The 16836-nt window shown below is 67.7% G+C and carries 12 protein-coding genes; 6 read left to right on the plus strand and 6 right to left on the minus strand.

What is annotated here, in order from left to right:
- The first annotated feature begins 26 nt into the window (after positions 1–26).
- The 3 genes from ASF53_RS10730 (at position 27) to ASF53_RS10740 (ending at position 4817) form a co-directional block, all read left to right on the plus strand.
- Entirely contained in the window at positions 27–3212 is a 3186-nt protein-coding gene (locus ASF53_RS10730) for an error-prone DNA polymerase (RefSeq protein WP_056197763.1), read from the plus strand.
- Between the two features lie 155 nt (positions 3213–3367).
- A complete protein-coding gene (locus ASF53_RS10735; protein ID WP_056197766.1) occupies positions 3368–3580 on the plus strand; it encodes a DUF4287 domain-containing protein in 213 nt (70 codons plus the stop codon).
- A gap of 211 nt (positions 3581–3791) precedes the next feature.
- Positions 3792–4817 carry a patatin-like phospholipase family protein gene (locus ASF53_RS10740; RefSeq protein ID WP_056197768.1) on the plus strand — a complete coding sequence of 342 codons (1026 nt, stop codon included), beginning with the start codon at positions 3792–3794 and terminating at the stop codon, positions 4815–4817.
- A 110-nt stretch (positions 4818–4927) separates the two neighbouring features.
- Here the strand turns inward: ASF53_RS10740 and ASF53_RS26290 are convergent, their stop codons facing one another.
- The 4 genes from ASF53_RS26290 to ASF53_RS10750 all read right to left on the minus strand — a co-directional run bounded on the left by ASF53_RS26290 (position 4928) and on the right by ASF53_RS10750 (position 9246).
- Entirely contained in the window at positions 4928–5617 is a 690-nt protein-coding gene (locus ASF53_RS26290) for a hypothetical protein (RefSeq protein WP_200943230.1), read from the minus strand.
- On the minus strand, positions 5542–6720 hold the full coding sequence (locus tag ASF53_RS24930) for a DUF262 domain-containing protein (protein ID WP_200943209.1): 1179 nt from the start codon (positions 6718–6720) through the stop codon (positions 5542–5544). The genes ASF53_RS26290 and ASF53_RS24930 overlap by 76 nt, the downstream gene beginning before the upstream one ends.
- A 160-nt stretch (positions 6721–6880) precedes the next feature.
- A complete protein-coding gene (locus tag ASF53_RS10745; protein ID WP_056197773.1) occupies positions 6881–8233 on the minus strand; it encodes an MATE family efflux transporter in 1353 nt (450 codons plus the stop codon).
- Between the two features lie 14 nt (positions 8234–8247).
- Positions 8248–9246 carry a lipid II:glycine glycyltransferase FemX gene (locus ASF53_RS10750; RefSeq protein ID WP_056197774.1) on the minus strand — a complete coding sequence of 333 codons (999 nt, stop codon included), beginning with the start codon at positions 9244–9246 and terminating at the stop codon, positions 8248–8250.
- Positions 9247–9450: 204 nt separating this feature from the next.
- On the opposite strand from ASF53_RS10750, the gene ASF53_RS10755 reads away from it, so the two are divergent.
- The 3 genes from ASF53_RS10755 (at position 9451) to ASF53_RS10765 (ending at position 12494) form a co-directional block, all read left to right on the plus strand.
- On the plus strand, positions 9451–10281 hold the full coding sequence (locus ASF53_RS10755; RefSeq protein WP_056197776.1) for a polysaccharide deacetylase family protein: 831 nt from the start codon (positions 9451–9453) through the stop codon (positions 10279–10281).
- Between the two features lie 134 nt (positions 10282–10415).
- Positions 10416–11546: a glycosyltransferase family 4 protein gene (locus ASF53_RS10760; RefSeq protein ID WP_056197777.1), complete on the plus strand. Its 1131-nt coding sequence runs from the start codon at positions 10416–10418 to the stop codon at positions 11544–11546.
- A gap of 495 nt (positions 11547–12041) precedes the next feature.
- On the plus strand, positions 12042–12494 hold the full coding sequence (locus ASF53_RS10765; RefSeq protein WP_286134322.1) for a hypothetical protein: 453 nt from the start codon (positions 12042–12044) through the stop codon (positions 12492–12494).
- Positions 12495–12569: 75 nt separating this feature from the next.
- Here the strand turns inward: ASF53_RS10765 and ASF53_RS10770 are convergent, their stop codons facing one another.
- Together ASF53_RS10770 and ASF53_RS10775 are read right to left on the minus strand one after the other, a co-directional pair.
- Positions 12570–14612: a right-handed parallel beta-helix repeat-containing protein gene (locus ASF53_RS10770; protein ID WP_056197781.1), complete on the minus strand. Its 2043-nt coding sequence runs from the start codon at positions 14610–14612 to the stop codon at positions 12570–12572.
- The gene (locus tag ASF53_RS10775) at positions 14609–16732 is read right to left on the minus strand and encodes a GumC family protein (RefSeq protein WP_056197783.1); all 2124 of its coding nucleotides are present in this window, start codon (positions 16730–16732) and stop codon (positions 14609–14611) included. Before ASF53_RS10775 ends, ASF53_RS10770 begins: the two co-directional genes overlap by 4 nt.
- Positions 16733–16836 lie beyond the last annotated feature (104 nt).

Genomic DNA, 16836 nt, shown 5'->3' on the forward strand with positions numbered 1-16836 from the left:
CATGGTCGGAAGCGGGGCGACACGGCATGAGCACGCCGGAGCTTCAGGTCACGACGCATTTCTCCTTCCTGCGCGGCGCATCGAGCCCGGAGGAGCTGTTTTCCGCAGCCAGCTTGCTCGGCATCCCGGCGCTCGGCGTCACCGATCACTGCTCGCTCGCCGGAATGGTGCGAGCGCATCAGGCGGCGAAGGTGACGGGCGTGCGCCTCGTCGTCGGCTGCCGGCTCGACCTCGACGATCTGTCTTCACCCTTGCTCGTCTATCCTACCGACCGGGCCGCCTATGGCCGGCTCTGCCGCTTGCTGAGTCTCGGCAAGGCCAGGGGTGGCAAGGGAAGCTGCCGCCTGACATGGCGCGATCTGGAGACGTGGCAGGAAGGGCTTTTCGCGATCCTGCTCGCCGAGCATCCGGGGCCGGCGCTTCCGAACGATCTCGTGCGCTTCAAGAGCCTGTTTGGTGCCCGCGCCTCCCTCGCGCTGACCCGCCGCTTCCGCCCCGACGACGCGGACCGGCTCGACGCTTTGGCCGCCGCCGCCCGCGCCGCGCGGGTGCCGACCGTCGCCACCGGCGACATCCTCTACCATGTCGCGGGGCGCCGCCGCCTTCAGGACGTGGTGGCTTGCATCCGGCTCGGGCTCACCATCGACCGGGCGGGGTTTGCCAAGGAGCGCCATGCCGACCGCTTCCTCAAACCCCCGGCCGAGACCGCGCGCCTGTTCGCGCGCTTTCCCGAGGCGCTGGCGCGTGCCAGCGAGATCGCGGCGGCCTGCACCTTCTCGCTGGATGACCTCGCCTACACCTACCCGACGGAAGCCGGCGCGGACGGGCTCTCGCCGCAGGAGCGCCTGGACGTCCTGACCTGGGCCGGCGCGGCGCGGCGCTATCCGGCCGGCGTGCCGGAGGCGGTGACGCGCCAGTTGCACCACGAACTCGACCTGATCGGGCGGCTGGCCTACGCGCCCTACTTTCTCACGGTCGAATCCATCGTCGCCTTCGCCAACCGCGAGAAGATCCTGTGCCAGGGGCGCGGCTCGGCGGCCAATTCCGCGGTCTGCTTCTGCCTCGGCATCACCTCGATCGATCCCACGCGGCAGAACCTGTTGTTCGAGCGCTTCGTCTCGGAGGCGCGCCGCGAGCCGCCCGACATCGACGTCGATTTCGAGCACGAGCGCCGCGAGGAGGTGATCCAGTGGATCTTTGAGACCTACGGCCGCCACCGCTCGGCGCTCACCGCCATCGTCAGCCGCTTCCGCTCGCGGGGTGCCCTGCGCGAGGTCGGCAAGGTGATGGGCCTGCCCGAGGACGTGACCGGTGCCCTCAACCGCCTGACCTGGTCTTGGAGCAGCGAGGGCGTCGGCGAGCGCGAATTGCGCGAACTCAACCTCAACCCCGACGACCGACGCCTGCGCCTGACGCTGGCGATCGCCCGCGAGTTGATCGGCACGCCGCGCCACCTCTCGCAGCATCCCGGCGGCTTCGTCCTGACCCTCGACCGGCTCGACGAGCTGGTGCCGGTCGAGCCCGCGGCCATGGCTGACCGTCAGGTCATCGAATGGGACAAGGACGACATCGACGCCCTGAAGTTCATGAAGGTCGATGTGCTCGGGCTCGGCATGCTCGGCTGCCTGCGCCGCGCCTTCGACCTCTTGGCCGAGGTCAAGAACGACCCGCACGACCTCGCCTCGATCCCACCGGATGACAGGCCGACCTTCGCGATGATCCGGCGCGCCGACACCCTCGGCGTGTTCCAGATCGAGAGCCGCGCGCAGATGGCGATGCTGCCGCGGATGAAGCCGGAGAAATTCTACGACCTCGTGATCGAGGTGGCGATCGTGCGCCCCGGTCCGATCCAGGGCGACATGGTCCATCCCTATCTGCGCCGCCGTGAGGGCCTGGAGGAGATCACCTACCCGACCCCCGAACTGGAGGCGGTGCTCAAAAAAACCCTCGGCGTGCCGCTGTTCCAGGAGCAGGCGATGCAGGTGGCGATGGTCGGCGCCGGCTTTTCCGCCACCGAGGCCGACGAGCTGCGCCGCTCCATGGCGACCTTCAAGATGACGGGGGGCGTCCACCGCTTCCAGACCCGCCTCGTCGAGGGCATGGTCGCCAACGGCTACGCGCGCGACTTCGCCGAGCGCACCTTCAAGCAGCTCGAAGGGTTTGGCTCCTACGGCTTCCCCGAGAGCCACGCCGCCTCCTTCGCGCTCCTGGCCTATGCCTCGTCGTGGATGAAGTGCCACCATCCCGATGTGTTCTGCGCCGCGCTGCTGAACGCGCAGCCGATGGGCTTCTACGCTCCCGCACAGATCGTCCGCGATGCCCGCGCCCACGGCGTCGAGATCCGCCCGCTCGACGTGAATTTTTCGCAGTGGGACTGCACCCTGGAGTCGCTCGGTTCGAACCGAAAGCTGTTCGCGGTGCGCCTCGGCCTGCGTCTCGCGGGCGGCCTGTCCGAGCGGGATGGACAGCGTCTCGCGGCGGCACGTGGCGGACGGCTCTTCGCCTCCCTGCCCGAGTTGGCGGACCGGACCGGCCTGCCGGCGGCGAGCCTCACCGGCCTCGTGCGGGCCGACGCCTTCCGCTCGCTCGGCCTCAACCGGCGCGAAGCCGCCTGGGCGGTCAAGGCCCTGCGACCCGAGCCGCTGCCCCTCTTCGCCGCCCTGTCCGAGCCCGAGGCACCGGAGCCCGCGGTATCGCTGCCGGCAATGAGCGCGGTCGGCGAAGTCGTCGCCGATTACTGCGCCAAGGGCCTTAGCCTGCGCGCCCACCCCCTCGCCTTCCTGCGCGAGACCCTTACCGCTCTGGGTGCCCGGCCCTGCGCGGCCCTCGAGCGGGTGGGCAACGGGGCGCAGATCGTCGTCGCCGGGATCGTGCTGATGCGCCAGCGGCCGGGCTCGGCCAAGGGCACGATGTTCATGACCCTGGAAGACGAGACCGGCATCGCCAACCTGATCGTCCGGCCCGAGCTGTTCGACCGGCAACGCCGGGTCGTGCTCGGCGCGCGGTTGATGGCCTGCCGCGGACGGGTGCAGCAGGTCGGCGCCGTGATCCACCTCGTGGCCGTGGAGCTGTTCGACCGCTCCGGCCTGCTGCAGCGGATCGACGAGGAGCCGATCACCCTGCGCACCGGCCGCGGCGACGAGACCGGCCAGAGCGCCCGCCCCGATCCGCGTGAGGCCCCGCTGCCGGTGCGGGCGCGGAATTTCCGCTAGGCTCGAAGCGCGATTGGCTGATCCTGCCAGGAGCCTCCTTCGAGTCCGAGCAGTCGTTGACGCGCGACCCGTATCGCCCTGTAGATGGCTCTGCGGCGCGGGCCATCGGTGACCGAACCGCAGAGCCATCCGCATCGCCCGGAGCCCGCCTCGACGTGTCTGCTGAACCGATCAAGGGACCTGCCTCATACTTTCCCTCCATCGAGAAAAAGTACGGGCGTCCCATCAGCGCCTGGCAGGAGATCGTGCGCAAGAGGCTTCCGGCCAAGCACATGGACTTGGTCGCGATGTTGAAGGCCGACCATGGAATGGGTCACGGACACGCCAACGCGATCGTGGCTTATGTCCTCGCGGCGGAACGGACGTGACCCCTCTCCGGTCGCGGTCCAACCCCGACACGCCGCCGCGCCGTCAGGCCGGTTGCGTCTTTCATCCGCAGCGCCGCCCCGCGCAGACCCGATGGATCGAACAGGAAGGCCGGCCGCCGGGTTAGCCCGAGCGCGAGGGAGGCCACGATGATCCTGCGAACGGGCGCGGATTGGCTCGGGCCACCGCGAAGCAAAAGGGTCCGTTCCGTCGATGCCAACACTCTCCCAACCGCGCGACACCGCCATCGTGTTCGGCGGCGGCAATGCGCTCGGGGCCTATCATGCCGGCGCCTTCGAGGTTCTGCAGGCCCGCGGCATCCGGCCGGACCGAATGGTGGGCGCCTCGATGGGGGCCATCACCGGAGCGATCATCGCCGGTAACGCGCCGGAGGACCGGATCGAGCGGCTCCACCAATTCTGGAACGCGGCGACCCTGCACACGGGCCTCTCGGGAACCGATTTCCTGAAGCCGCGCCAGTACTACAACGCCCTCCACTCGCTCCTGACGCTGGCCTGGGGGCGGCCCAGCATCTTCACGCACCGCTATCCCGGCCTGTGGTCAGCCCTGCCCTGGGTGCCCAACGACGTCGCCCTGTTCGACCACAGGCCCCTGCGCGCCACGCTCGAGCGTCTGGTCGATTTCGAGCGCCTGAACCGGGCCGAGATCCGGCTCACCATCGCCTGCATCGATGTGGCGACCGGCGAGGAGGTTTTCTTCGACAACACCCGCCAGGCGATCCGGCCCGAGCACATCCTGGCGAGCGCCGCCCTGCCGCCGGCCTTTCCCCCGGTCGAGATCGACGGCCGGATGCTGTGCGATGCCGGCTACACCAACAATCTGCCCCTCGATCCGCTGTTCGAGCCCGAACCGACCCGCGACCTGCTCTGCATCGCCCTCGATCTGTTCTCCCTGCGGGCCGACCGGCCGCGCTCGCTCGATGCGGTGCTGGAACGGGCCAACGATCTCATCTTCGCCAGCGCTGCCCGGCGCGCGGTGACGGGACTGGCGCGCAGCTACGCCCTGCGCGAGCGGCTCGACCCGGACGGGCCCGCCGCGACGCTCTTGCACATCGTCCATCAGGCCGGCGCGGATCAGCTCGCCTCGAAGAGCTTCGACTTCTCCCCTTCCTCGATCCGCGACCGCTGGGAGGCCGGCGTCCGCGACATGGGGCGCGGTCTCGACCGTCTGGCCGAGCTGCCGCCTTCGAACGGGCGCTTCCGCTATGAGTGCCCGTGACGGCATGGCGACGGCCGGATGCCGAGAGAGCATTGTCCCGGAGGGGAATCCAGCTTCCGGAACAATGCACTAGGATTGCAGCGACCAGCTCAACCTTTCAAGGGTTTCTGCTACTTAAACCGTTCAAATAGCGCGCCCATACGGTCGGGAGGGACGTCTTTTACCTGGGCACCTTGTCGCTCTGGCCACTTTCCACCCAAGTGGGAAGGGCTATTCTGTCCAAGGATCTCGAAGACAAACACCGTTTTGTCGTAGTACTGAACACATTTAAGATGAGAATTTACGTATGACTTTAGTGGTTCTGAGAGCGTGGAGCGTCCAACTCGATCGGTAATTTCTTGGAACATCTGATCAAGATTCTTCTTAGCATAAGCGGCCTCATGATCTACTCCAGTCACGTAAAAGCCACCAAAGGAAAGTGGTTGGCTTCCGAAAATTTCCTGCACTCTCGCCGCGGTCTTAGTATTCTCGGCAACACCGACGAGCACATAACCTTTGTGGTTTTTGCCAATATTCGCAATAGCTGCGCATGTCTCCATGATTTTGTCGAAGGATTTCTCATCGAAAGACGGGGGGTGGGCGAGGGTGAAGAATCCTTGCTTAAAATCGTAGGCCGCTTGTTCAGTCATCGAATTGGTGAGTAGATTTTGGAATTTAGTTACCCAATGGACTTTGGCTGGATCTGGGTTCTTATCTTCTTCGAAAAAAGTTTGTATCCATCCGACTACAGAGTCGACCGTCTTGCCACGATTCTCCGCGCCCCATCTCCCGCCGTCTTGAATTTGGATATTTTTCCACAATCTAGTAGTCGTGCTATCAGGCCTGTACTGTTTGAAACTACCATGCCTTTCTTCACGACTAGTTCATGAAGCGCTAGGAATACGGCTTGGAAGTAGCGGGGCACTGGATTGCCGCCGTTCCCGTTCGGAAAGATTAGTCCAGTAAATGTCGTCTTGGCTTGTCCAAGGAGTAAGATCAGTACGTCCTGCACACGTTGGTAATCCAGATCGACAAGTTCTGGGCTCCGTTTTCTAATGGCCTGATCTATTGCGTCGAATCTCGCTGTGCTGTTCGCCGTCATTGGGAACGTCGCGCCGTAGTAGTCATCAAAGAGTTCCGTGCGCGAAGCAACGGGTTCGTCCGAAACCATGTAAGCGACAAGGTCGGCGACCATTTCCTCGTCACGGCTCTGGCGAAGCTGATCTTTTGTCAAAATTCCATTGGAAACCCAAAAGACGCTGTCGGCACTAATGCCGTAGTCCAACTCTCTGTTCGTTATGCTGATCTTTCGCATTTCGCTCAGCAACAGCAAGTCGGAGTTCGATGTGTCGCCGCGCACCCGCGCTGAGATTTTTCGGACACATTCCGCAAATGCACCGGTCGCACCTGCTGCTCGCAGCTCCTGTCGAGAAAGCTGGCGGCCGCCCGAGTTGATGCGGCGAAAAACCTCTTCGACTGACTCTCGATGGGCGGCTTCATAAATCGAGAGCGGAACCGGGTAAGACGCGATAGCGAGACATCGATCCCGGTCGAGGATTGGCGTTTTTTGCTCAATCACTTGGCGATCAAGTAGATCTTTCGTTGTGGCAAACGTGTTTAAATCGAAATAACCACCATCAACCGAGAAGTCGTTTCCGATGAACGACGTAATGGCGTTCATACGTTGCATCCCATCGATGATTTCAAGGGTCCCGTCCTGCCGCCCAACAGGTTCGGCCAGCAAGATTATCGGAATAGGAAATCCCTGTATAATTGAGTCAATAAAACTCTGTTTTTCCTCAATGGTCCAAATTAGCTTACGCTGATACTGACGGTTAACGACATATTTGTTATCTTTGAAGTTAATGAACACTCGCTCTACTTGCTCGCCGCGAACAATGAGTTCCTGTTGTGCTGCTGCCATTTTTCCTGCCGCTCGATTGGTCTCCTGCAGCAGGCCGTAATAAGGCAGGAGATATAATATTCCAACTTGAATAGCCGAGTAAAAGTGAAATCCACGATTTTTTCAGGAGGCAGAGTGGGGGCTAGACCCTATTTCTAGGTCGAGCCATTGGATCGTCTCGTCACGTCTGTGCCGACTTGGCCGGCCGGAGCGAGCGCCGCCACCGGCCCGGAATCGGCCAAGCCGAGGCCGGGCGCGATTGTCGCCGGGCGGCCAGCACGAGGTAGATGAGGGAGGCAAGGTGCCCCGCCCCCACCGCCGCCGCGGCGCCGCTGACGCCGCCAGCCTGCATCAGCGGAACCACCACGGCGAGCGACACGACCATGCTCACGCACAGCGATTCGAACAGCACCCGGGTGTTCTGCTTGGCGCGGAAATAGTTCGCGGTGAGATCGCGGGCCAGCACGATGACCACGCTGACCGAGAGGATGTGCAGGCAGTGGGCATAGGCGGCGTATTCCGGCCCGAAGATCAGGCGCAGCCATAGCGCGCCCGGAATGGCGAGGACCGTGAGGATCGTGATGATCGGCACCCCGAGCTTGACGCCCGTGCGCAGCAGGTAGCGGCGCAGGGCCGCCTCCCCGCCCTCGGAATGGGCGCGCGCGGCGGCCACCGGCAGGACGTTCTCGGTGGCGGCGAGCAGGAGCAGCACGGTCCCGACGAGATACTGCGCCGCCCGGAGGCCGCCGAGTTCCTCGAGGCCGAGGGTCGCGCCCGCCACCAGCCAGATGAGCTGCTCTTGGATGAAGGTGACGAAGACGATCGGCAGGAGCCAGCGCGCGAGCGGGATGTGGCGTCGAAAGACCGCGCCGGTCTGCACGTAGCCGGGCCGGCGCAGGATCGGCCGGCCGAACGCGATGATGAAGGGCAGGCAGGTCGCGAACGAGGTCGCGGCGAGCAGCCAGACGAAGCCGTTGCCGCCGATGACGTCGTGCTCCAGCCAGATCAGCAGGGCGACGAAGGGGAAGCTGGCGGCGCGGGCGAAATCCATGAGCAGGGCCTGCACGCCCCGACCTTTCGCAAACAGGAGGCGGCGCAGGGTGAACTGGAGATTCTGCGCCAGCATCAGGGCGCAGGCCGCCAGAAGCGTCTCGCCCGACATCCCGCCGATGCGGAGGGCGATGACCACGAAGACCGCGCCGGGCACGCAGAGCAGGAAGGCACCGGCGAGGATGGTCGCGGCATAGGCCTGCGAGACGCCGTTGCGGGCGCCGACCAGCGTCATCATCGGCGCGGTGATCAGGGCGTTGTGCAGGGCCTGCGCGAAGGTGAGCACGATCAGGATCATCGCGAAATGCCCGAACTCGGCGATGCCGAGCAGACGGGCGGCGACGATGCCGCTGAGGAAGCCGAAGCCGCTGACGACACCCTGGTCGGCCATGGCCGCGAGGGCGGCCGGCGGGCGCCGGACGAGACCGGCGGCGCGCCGGAGCAGGCCTGCCGGCAGGGTGGGCGCGGTGTGGGCTTCGGACATCGCGGATTCCCTGCTCAGCGCGTGGCCAGGATGGCCGTCGCGGCGCGGCGCATCGCCCGGCTCCGGCTGAATAGCCAGAGCGGGTTGGACGCCACGACGTTGCGGCTGGCGCCGCGCTTGAATTCGGTGACGCCCGGATTGCCGGCGGGGTCGATGCCGCCGAGATCGAGCACCGAGGCCCCCTCGCGCTTGGCCCGCTCGATCAGGCGCCAGAGGGCGAGGCGGCCGGCTCCGGTCGCCTTGGCCCGCTCGTTCGAGGCGACGTAGAAATCGGTCCAGCGGTGGGCTGCCCGGTGGACGATCCGCACCAGAACCGGTTCGTTCCGCTCGCGTATTTCGAGGAACAGGAGGTTCGGGTCGTTCGCGGCCAGATCGCGGAAGGCCGCCGTGTCGAGGCTGTTGCGAAAGCCTTTGCGCCGCTTCAGGGCCTCGTAGAGCCGGCCGAAGGTCTCGAAGGCCGCCAGCCGCTCGGCCGGGCCGGTCGGGAATGTGGTCGTGAGATCCGGGTTTCGCTCGGCGGTCTTGAGCACGTCGCGCCAGCGGCCCTCCATGGCGGAGCGGATCCGCGCCATCTCCTCGGTCAGGTCGAGTTCCAGCGTGTGCGTCCGGGCGGTGACGACCGGCGCGAAGCCGTGGCCGAGCAGGGCCAGCACCGCCGCCGGCGTCTGGAACTGCTGGTAGTTCACGCCAAGCAGATCGAGGCGGCCGAGTTCGAGATGGCCGAGGAAGGCGCGGAACACCGCCTCCGCCCGCTTCTCCCCCAGCCGTGTCAGGACCGGGCATCCCTGTGCCAGGACGATGTGGCCGAGCCAGCGGCGGCGGCGCTGAACCTGGGCGTAGGCGAGCGCCTGCCCGTCACGCGCGCGGATGGCGAGCCGCCGCACGTCCCAGCCGATGCAGCTTTTGTACTCGCCCCAGCGGCGCGACGCGTAGAGGTTGGCGCCCGGCTGCTGCCAGACCGCCTCGTCCCAATCGGGATCGTCCGTCACGTCGACGACCGTCAGTTGCCCCACCTTCGAACATCCTTTCCGTGCCGGCCGTTCCGGCGCGGGACAGGGCATGGCCTGCCTGACGCAGCTCAGCAAGGGACGAGCCAGCGCAGCGTCAGCAATAATGAAACCAATATACGAGTTTAACCATGGTCGATCGGGATGATTTGTGCAGATGCCATCAGCTTATCCCTGTGATAGAGGCGGGCATCGGAGGGTGAGGCGCGGATGAAACATTGGGTCAAGACGACGCTGCGCCGCGCGCCGGCCCTGCGCGCCCTCGCCCTGCGCGGGAGCGCCCTGTTCAAGTCGTTGGCCTGTGCCGAGCCCGGTCTCTACACCCTGTGCTACCATCAGGTGCCGGAAGCCGAGCAGGATCGTTTCGCCGCGCAACTGCGCCATCTCGGCCGGTACGGGGATTTCATCGATGCCGATGGGGCCGCCGAGCGCCTCACCGCCGGTTGGCCGGCCCGCGACCGCGCCTTCCTCGTCACCTTCGACGACGGCTATGCCGACACCTTCGAGGTGGCGCGCCCCGTTCTGCGGGCCCTGGGCATTCCCGGTATCGTCTTCCTGATCAGCGATTGGATCGACGCGCCGCCGAACACGCCGCCCGGCCTCGACCGGGCGATGTCCCTGGCGCCGAGCGGGCGCCTCTACATGAGACGGGCCGAGATCGCGGCCTGGTGCGCCGACGGTCTCGATATCGGCTCCCACACCGCCACGCACCAGCGCCTGAGCCGGCTCGACCGCGCGCGGGTCGCCGACGAGATCGCCCGCTCCCGGCGCGACCTCGCCGCCCTCACCGGCCGGGAGATCCGCCATTTCGCCTGCCCCTGGGGGGTCGCCGACCACGATTTCGACCCGGAGCAGGATCCGGCGCTGGCCCTGGAGAGCGGCTACCGGACCTTCTTCACCACGCGGCGCGGCCGGGCGCTGAGCGCCGCGGACCTGCCGGCGATGCCCCGCCACGTGGTCGAGCCGCATTGGCCGGTCTCCGATTTCGAGGCCCTCATGGGCGGCCGCTGGACGGGATGGCGGGCGCGGGGAACGGCTTGAGAGGACTTTTGCGCGGGACTCTTGTCCGCATTATCCCAAAAGCCGGTGGCCACCGTTCGGGGCGATGCTCTATCCCAACGGATCGGTGCCGGGCCGGTTCGAGCCCGCGGCGCCTGACCTGAGGTCGCCCATCCATGGCAACCGGTGCGATGCGCCCGATCGTCGTCGTGACCGGGGCGCTCGCGCCCTACACGCATGTTCTCTACGAGCATCTGGCGGAACGGCTCGCCGGCCGTGATGGCCGGGCCCTGCATGTCCTGTCCTGCACGCCGCGCGAAAGCGCCCGGCAATGGGTGATGCCGCCGCCGCGCCTCTACCGGCACGCGGTGCTGCCGGGCCTGCGCTGGCACCGCTCCTCGATCCGCAACCTCTACATCAACCCGGCGGTGGTGCCGCGGCTCGCCGCTCTGCGTCCCGCGGCGGTGGTGCTCAACGACTTCTCGCCGACCATGCTTTTCGCGGCCGGTGCCGCGCGCGTGCGGCGCATCCCCACCCTGATCCGCACCGACGGGGTGCCCGAGACCGATCCCGGCGCGCGCTCCGCCCCGCATCGCTGGCTGCGCCGTGCCATCGTCTCGGGGGCCTCCGCCGGGATCGGACCGAGCGAGGGCAGCGGCGCGGTGCTCGCCCGCTACGGCTTGCCGGCGCGCAACTTCGTCCTCAGCCCGCTCTTTCCGGCCTGGACGCCCTCCGCCCCGCCCCCGCCCGACACCGAGCGGCCCTACGATCTCCTGTTCTGCGGCATGCTGAACGAGGAGGTGAAGGGCGCACGCTTCTTCACCGACATGGTGCTCGCCTGCTGCGCCCAGGGCCGGCGTCTGTCGGTCCGGGTCGCGGGGGACGGCCCGCTGCGGGGGGAGATGGAGGCGCGCTTCGCGCAGGCCGGCCTCTCCGCCCGATTCGACGGCTTTCTGGGCCAGGAGGCGCTGCCCGAGGTCTACGCCTCGGCCAAGCTCTTCCTGTTTCCGAGCCGCGGCGACGTGTGGGGCATCGTCGTGCAGGAGGCGCTCCAGAGCGGGACCCCGGTGCTCGCCTCACCCCATTCCGGCGCGGCCCGTGGCCTTCTGGAAGCCTATGGCTGCGGCGAGGTGCGGCCGATGGCGGTGGCGGATTGGGGCGAGGCGGCCCTGCGGCTCCTCGACGACGAGGGCCACCGCCGGGACCTGCGACAGGCGGCGGAGCGCGCGCTCCCGCACTTCACGGTGGAGGCGGCCGTCGCGGGATATCTCGAGGCCCTCGAACCCATCCTGACGGATCGCACCTGACCGGGCCGTTCGATCTGAGCCACTCGACGCGAAGTTGTACACGGTCTTGTTCGAGGCGCCGAGCGGAGGGAGGCGCTTTGCAGCCGCTTCGGGCGGAGGCTACATTGGATCGCGGGCGCGTAGAGTCTCGCTGTCATCGAAGGTCACAGCGCCAATCCTTGGTCGATAGTCCGACAAGGGTAAGACCTACCTCTATCGAACTAGGAAGCGTCTCGAACGGAAGCGATTAACATTCTATATCAAATCGATAATACATAGACCCTATTAGTGATATTTTTACAACATCATGTTGGAAGGTAAACTCGGCAATATCATCCTTAAAAATTTGACTTGCTTCGGCTGTTTATTTTGCACGATTGTGTTGTTGCGGATCATTCCTCGCCCGCTTGTGTCCGCCTGGCATCCATGTCTCGCTGGAAGCGTTTCACAATGGACATAATCAAGAAAATGCGCTGGGAGCGTCCACTTGACCTTGATCGCGCCGAGGCTCCGCACATGACTGTCGCTTCTCACGATGCTCCGAAGCCGGTCGATAGCCTGACGAGTATCCTGCGTCTCGTCCAGTCGGATGCCGATGCGAACGCCTCCGCGGCGGTTGCGTCGCCCTCCTCCTCTCAGGATTGGGCGAACCTGATCGACCGCGTGCGGGCGGCCGCCCAGCGGACGCGCGAAGTGGAGGCGCAGGCCCAGGAGCAGGAGCAGCGCGTGCACGAACTGCTGGAGCGCGTTCGTGACGACGTGAAGCTCGCCAGCGAGCGCGTCCGGGCCGCGGAGACCAAGGCGGCCAACGTTCAGGCCCAGGCCGAGCAGCGCATCCGCGCGGCGGAAGAGCGGGCCGAGGCCGCCGAGGAGCGCGCGCGGATCGCCGAGGATTGGCTGAAGCAGGTGCACGAGGCCATCGTCAGCGAGTTCTCGACCCTCACCGAGGTGCCGTCCAAGGCGGCGTGAGACCTCCGCAATTGCCGGAAGCCGGACGCACAGAAGCCGGTCATCGATCGGCTCCCGTCTCGCTTGGTCACGCTGTCAGCGCCGCGTGTCCGTGAACGGCGAGGCCGGTAGCCCGTCCCGCCGCATCTTCGACGGGTCGAGGCGGAGCGTGATGCCGCGCTCGGCAGCGAAGCGGGCCAGCGCGCCGAGGTCGCCCGGCTTCGGGACCGGGCCGTCGAGGCGGGTGTTGAACAGGATGATCTGGCGGCCCGCCTCCGCCTTGTCGGTGAGCGCGAGGTCTTCGCTCCCGATGCTCACATTGTCGACGATCTGGTTGTTGCGCGCCACGCCCGGCTCATCGGTCAGCGCCTCCGCGAGCTTCGGGTAGCGCATCCGCCAGGGCGGGGAGTCGAGCGGCATCGCGGCGAAGGCGGCGCGGAACTCCGAATCCGCTTCGTTCAGGGACGGCTTCATCCATGTCAGTCCCCGCGCATCGAGGGCGACCATCGGGCTTGAGGCGACGAAGACGTTGCGGGTGACGATGTTGTCGCTGCCGCCGCCGATGAAGACCGGCTGCTGCACATCGACGAACAGGTTGCGGCGGATGGTGAAGCCGCTCGCCATGTCGTCGAGATAGACGCCCTTCACCTCCCTTCCCGGCCCGGTGCGGATGTCGTGGATGTAGTTTTCCTCGATGATCGAGCCGCGGGCGGTGAAATCGCGTCCGGCATAGATCGCGCCGGTATCGCTCAGGCCATGAATGAGGCGCGCCACCTCGTTGCCGCGAAACACATGGTCGTTGCCGCGCAGGTAGATCGCGTAGCCGATCGCGTCGGTGATGAGGTTTCCGCTCGCCTCCGCGCCGACGCCGTCGAGTTCGATCGCGGAACTCTGGGTCTGGCTCAGCCGCGAGAAGCGGGTGAAGCGGGTGTCGCGCACGAACAGCCCGCCGCGCTGGAGCGTGGCGCGGTCGCCGCCGACGAGGCGGACCCCGCTCGCGCCGATATCGTGGACCGTGCTGCCGGAGACACCGCCCCCGGCCACTCCCTCGAACACCGCCGCACGGCCCGCCGCCCAGGCCAGTTCACTCGCGCGGATCTCGACATCCTCGCCGCCCCGAACGACGATCAGATCGCCGCGCGCGCGCTCCAGCCGAAGCCGCTCGAGGCGCAGGTGCCGCGCGCCCTCGGCCCGGATCAGGGTCTCGGCGAGGCTGACTTCGAGATCGGTCGCGCCGGGAGACGGCCATGCCAGCAGCAGGCCGCTCTCGCCGTCGCGCCACCATTCACCGGGTTCATCGAGGGCGCCGAGCGCGTGAACCAGCCGCATCCGGGCGCCGTCGCGGATGCCCTCGTAGGGCGGCGCGTCCAGTTCGAGCCGGCGGCGGCGCTGATCGACCTGCGCCACGTGAAGCGTTTCCAGCAGCCAATCCCAGCGCCAGAAGCCCTCCACCCACAGGTCGTGCTCCAGGGAGAGATCGGGCAGGCCCGGTGTGTCCTTCAGGGTGAAGTCCAGGCCCCCCGCTTCGGCAGCGGCGACCGTCGTCCAGCCGGAGTTTAGCCCCGGATTCGGCCACTGCGCCGGGCGCAGGGCGCCGCCGGCATCGAAGATCTCGGTGACGCGCGGATGCGTTTCGCGTAAGCGCCGCGGCGCGCGGTAGGCGGGCTCCCGGCGCAAGGCCTCGGGCAGTTGGTACGCGCGCACCGCGTCGCGGGCCGCCACCGGCAGCCGCGCGCGCAAGCGCGGCGGCAGGGATGCCGGCGCCAGGGGCACGCTGCCGACGAGCCGGCTCGATCCGTCGGCCGCCCCGCGCAGGATCAGGGGGGCTGCGGCCGTGCCGGCATGGTCGGGGCCGATCCGGACGGGCGCCGCGATCCGGTGCGTTCCGGGTTCCAGCGCGACCACGATCGCCCGCCCCTCCCCCTGACGGCGCAGCGCGGCGACGCGGGCGAGCGCCAGCGGCAGATCCGCGAAGCGGTCGGCTCGTCGGGCGCCTCTGTCTCCGGTCGGCGCAACCCGCAGGACCAGCGGCGCTTTCGCCTCGCCGCCCCGAACCTCCGCGGTGGCGCCGAGGAGCGGCGATCCGACGAGGAGGGCGGCGAGGACGGCGGCGGCGCTCCGCAGCGGACCGAGGCTCACGCCTCGGTCTCGGCGTCGGTCATGACGAGTTGCACCCGCGCGTCGCGGCCGATGGCGTCGAGCGCCCGCCGCAGCGGAGCGGTGCCGCTGCGGCGGGCGCTGGCCGTCAGCAGCAGGGCCGGGAAGCGTTGGTCCTGGGCGAGACGCTCGGCGGCGATGTCGGTGCCGATCAGCCCGATATCGACGAAGACGGTGTCGAAGGCGGATGCCGCCGTCAGGATCGCACCGGTATAGGCCGCCGTGCCGAGGCGCAGGGCGGCGTCGTCGAAGGGCAGGATCTTGACCCCGGTCGGCCCCTCGACCAGCGCGTCACCGAGCCCCGCATGGGTCCGCAGCACCTCGGCGGCGCCGCGCTTGGCCTTGCTCCGGAGATCGCGCGAGATCATCGCCTCCGGGTCGGCATCGACGAGCAGCACCCGCTGGCCGTCGAGCGCGGCCGAGGCGGCGAGGCTGCGCGCCAGCTCCGACTTGCCGCTCCGGTCGTCCGCCGAGGTGACGAGCACCACCGTCGGCCGCGTGGCGCCGAAATCGCGATGAAGGCGGCTGCCGAGACGGGCCACGGCCACGTCGTAGGCGGTGTCGGCGCGCAGGGATTCGCTGCCCGCCTTGCTCCGCGTCCGGGTCGGCACCTTGGTCGGCAGGGCGGCGATGACGGGGAGCCCCGCAATCTGCTGAAGCCGGCGGCGCGAACCGATCCGCCCCGCGGCCGGCACGGCGAGCAGGGCAAGCAGGGTGCCGAGGCCGAGCCCGGCCGCCAGTGCCGCGGCGAAGATCACCGGGATCGGGGGGCCGAGCCGGCGCTCCGGCAGCGAGGCGGGCGAGATGACTCGCGAGGTCGAGGTGTCGAGGCGCTGCTGCTCCTGAAGCTCGCGGGCGCGGATGAGGAAGGCCTCGTAGACCGCGCGGCTCGCTTCGACCTGGCGCTCCAGTTCGCGCAGGCGCACGAAGCTCTTATCGACGGACAGAGCCTCCTTCTTGCGGCTCTCCAGGGTGGCGGCGAGCGAGGCCTCGTTGGCCTGCGCCGAGCGGTAGTCGTTGCGGGTGGCCGCGGCGATGCGGCGGATCTCGGCGTTGATGTCGGCGCGCAGGGTCTGCACCTGCAGCTCGCCGGTGCGCAGGGTCGGGTGACGGGGGCCGAGGTTGGACAGGGTGTCGGCCCGCGCCGCCTCGATCTGGGCGAGCTGGGCGCGCAATTGCGCGACGGTCGTGGACTGGACGATCTCGGTCACCGAGTTGAGGTCGGCCCGCCCGTTGGCGACGGCCTCGATCTGAGCGAGCCGCCCGCGCAGCTCGCCCGCCCGGGCCCGCGCCGCGCCGAGCTGCTGGTTGAGCTGGGTCAGCGCCTGCTCGCTGACGAGCTGGCCGCGGGTGCCGACGAGGTTGTTGGCGGCGCGGAACTTCTGCGCCTTGTCCTCGGCCTGGCGGAGGTCGTCCTGCAACTCGCCGAGCCGGCTCGACACCGCTTCGCCGGCCTTGCGGGTGAGCTGCGCCTGCGCCTGCGAGACGGTGGTGAGGTAGGTCTCGGCGATGGCCTGGGCGAGTTCGGCGGATTTCCGGCGCTCCTCGCTGGCGACCGCAAGCTCGACCACGAAGCTGCGCTCTAGCCGACGCGCGGTGGTGCGATCGCGCAGGGTGCGCAGGGCGGTGAGCGTGTCGTCGACCGGGCCGCCGGCCGTGACGAGCAGAGAGGAGACGCGGCTCTTGAGCGCCTCCAGCGGCGAGGCGGGGCGGACGAAGTCCGGATCCTGATCGAGCTTGAACCGATTCACGACCTGCCGCAGCACGTCGTCGGAGATGAGGACGCGGATCTGGCTGTCGACGAGGAACAGGCTCGCATCGCTCGCCTGATCCGAGGGCGTCACGCCGTCCTTGACCACTTGGATGCCGCGCGGGTCGATCAGGATCTGCGTCACGGCGGCGTAGAGCGGCGGCACCAGGGCGAGCCACGCCGCCGCTGCCACCACGAGCAGCACCGCCGGGGCCAGCACCAGCGCCCAGCGCGCGCGCAGGGCCCGCCCGATCTCACGCGGGTCGAGGAACCAGGGTTCAGGCGTCACGTCCGGCTTGCCCGGCTCCGCGCCGACGAAGAATCGCGAAGGCATCCGCTCGATCATCGTCATCGCAGAACTCTCGAACAATACGCGCCTGCGGGTCTCATCGACCCGCAGCAACCGGTCCGGTCCGTCAGTCTCGTCCCCGATTGGGTCGTCCGGGGACGATTTTT

It is taken from the genome of Methylobacterium sp. Leaf123 (assembly GCF_001423405.1).
Classification (GTDB): domain Bacteria; phylum Pseudomonadota; class Alphaproteobacteria; order Rhizobiales; family Beijerinckiaceae; genus Methylobacterium.

Excerpts from the sequence above, each read along its gene's own strand:
- ASF53_RS10760 (WP_056197777.1), top strand. The coding sequence starts at position 10,416 with ATGGCAACCGGTGCGATGCGCCCGATCGTCGTCGTGACCGGGGCGCTC.
- ASF53_RS10740 (WP_056197768.1), top strand. The coding sequence starts at position 3,792 with ATGCCAACACTCTCCCAACCGCGCGACACCGCCATCGTGTTCGGCGGC.
- ASF53_RS10765 (WP_286134322.1), top strand. The coding sequence starts at position 12,042 with ATGACTGTCGCTTCTCACGATGCTCCGAAGCCGGTCGATAGCCTGACG.
- ASF53_RS10775 (WP_056197783.1), bottom strand. The coding sequence starts at position 16,732 with ATGACGATGATCGAGCGGATGCCTTCGCGATTCTTCGTCGGCGCGGAG.
- ASF53_RS24930 (WP_200943209.1), bottom strand. The coding sequence starts at position 6,720 with ATGGCAGCAGCACAACAGGAACTCATTGTTCGCGGCGAGCAAGTAGAG.
- ASF53_RS10730 (WP_056197763.1), top strand. The coding sequence starts at position 27 with ATGAGCACGCCGGAGCTTCAGGTCACGACGCATTTCTCCTTCCTGCGC.
- ASF53_RS10745 (WP_056197773.1), bottom strand. The coding sequence starts at position 8,233 with ATGTCCGAAGCCCACACCGCGCCCACCCTGCCGGCAGGCCTGCTCCGG.
- ASF53_RS10755 (WP_056197776.1), top strand. The coding sequence starts at position 9,451 with ATGAAACATTGGGTCAAGACGACGCTGCGCCGCGCGCCGGCCCTGCGC.